2 protein-coding genes are annotated in these 1,671 nt (G+C 68.6%); both read left to right on the top strand.

What is annotated here, in order from left to right:
* Positions 1-577, top strand: a 577-nt coding sequence (locus tag RIF89_RS14780; RefSeq protein ID WP_309069829.1) for a F0F1 ATP synthase subunit gamma, incomplete at its 5' end; no start/stop codon positions are given.
* An 18-nt stretch (positions 578-595) separates the two neighbouring features.
* On the top strand, positions 596-1,671 hold a 1,076-nt coding region (atpD, locus tag RIF89_RS14775), incomplete at its 3' end, for a F0F1 ATP synthase subunit beta (RefSeq protein ID WP_309069828.1).

The raw sequence follows: 1,671 nt of genomic DNA, 5'->3' as shown, positions 1-1,671 counted from the left end.
GCGGGCGAAGCTCGAGGCTGAGGGCAAGGAGGTCGATCACTACCTGATCGGCAACAAGGCCGTCGGCTACTTCAAGTTCCGCCAGCGCCCGTACATCCGGGAGTGGACGGGGCAGTCGGACGCGCCGACGCCAGAGCTCGCGCAGGAGATCGCGGAGGCCGTGCTCGAGGCGTACGTCTCGGAGCAGGTCGACGAGATCCACGTCGTGTACAACCGCTTCGTCAGCATGATGACGCAGGACCCGACCACGGTGCGGCTGCTGCCGCTCGAGGTCGTCGAGGCGGATGCCGCGGCTGACACCGAGCACCTCCCGCTGTACGAGTTCGAGCCGGAGCCCGCTCGCGTGCTCGACGCGCTCCTGCCCGTGTACGTCGAGAGCCGCATCTTCAACGCGCTGCTGCAGTCGGCCGCCGCCAAGCAGGCCGCGACGCAGAAGGCGATGAAGTCGGCGTCCGACAACGCGGACAAGCTCATCACCGACTACACCCGCCTGCGCAACAACGCGCGCCAGGCCGAGATCACGACGCAGATCTCCGAGATCGTGGGCGGCGCGGACGCCCTCGCCTCGGCGAAGTAGCCACGAAAGGCAACCACCATGACCATCACTGACACCCCCGCTGCCAAGACGCAGGCCGGCGTCGGTCGCGTCGCGCGCGTGACCGGGCCCGTCGTCGACATCGAGTTCCCGCACGACGCGATCCCCGAGGTCTACAACGCGCTCAAGACGACCGTCGACTTCGGCGACGGCACCGAGCCGCAGGAGATCACGCTCGAGGTCGCGCAGCACCTCGGCGACGACCTCGTGCGCGCCATCGCGCTCAAGCCCACCGACGGCCTCGTGCGCGGCCAGGAGGTGCGCGACTCGGGCGAGCCGATCATGGTGCCCGTCGGCGACGTCACCAAGGGCAAGGTCTTCAACGTCATCGGCGAGCCGCTCAACCTGGCCGAGGGCGAGACCCTCGAGGTGAGCGAGCGCTGGTCGATCCACCGCAAGGCGCCCTCGTTCGACCAGCTCGAGTCGAAGACGCAGCTGTTCGAGACGGGCATCAAGGTCATCGACCTCCTCACGCCCTACGTGCAGGGTGGCAAGATCGGCCTCTTCGGCGGTGCGGGCGTCGGCAAGACCGTCCTCATCCAGGAGATGATCCAGCGCGTCGCGCAGGACCACGGCGGTGTCTCGGTGTTCGCCGGCGTCGGCGAGCGCACGCGTGAGGGCAACGACCTCATCCACGAGATGGAGGAGGCGGGCGTCTTCGACAAGACCGCCCTCGTCTTCGGCCAGATGGACGAGCCGCCGGGCACGCGCCTCCGCGTCGCGCTCTCGGCCCTGACGATGGCGGAGTACTTCCGCGACGTGCAGAAGCAGGACGTGCTGCTGTTCATCGACAACATCTTCCGCTTCACGCAGGCGGGCTCGGAGGTCTCGACGCTGCTGGGCCGCATGCCGAGCGCCGTCGGCTACCAGCCGAACCTCGCCGACGAGATGGGCATCCTGCAGGAGCGCATCACCTCGACCCGCGGCCACTCGATCACGTCGCTGCAGGCGATCTACGTGCCTGCCGACGACTACACCGACCCGGCCCCGGCCACGACGTTCGCGCACCTCGACGCCACGACGGAGCTCTCGCGCGAGATCGCGTCGAAGGGCCTCTACCCGGCCGTCGACCCGCT

It is taken from the genome of Microbacterium sp. (assembly GCF_031178525.1).
In the GTDB taxonomy this organism is placed as follows: domain Bacteria; phylum Actinomycetota; class Actinomycetes; order Actinomycetales; family Microbacteriaceae; genus Microbacterium.
This window is presented reverse-complemented; position numbering and strand designations above follow the sequence as displayed.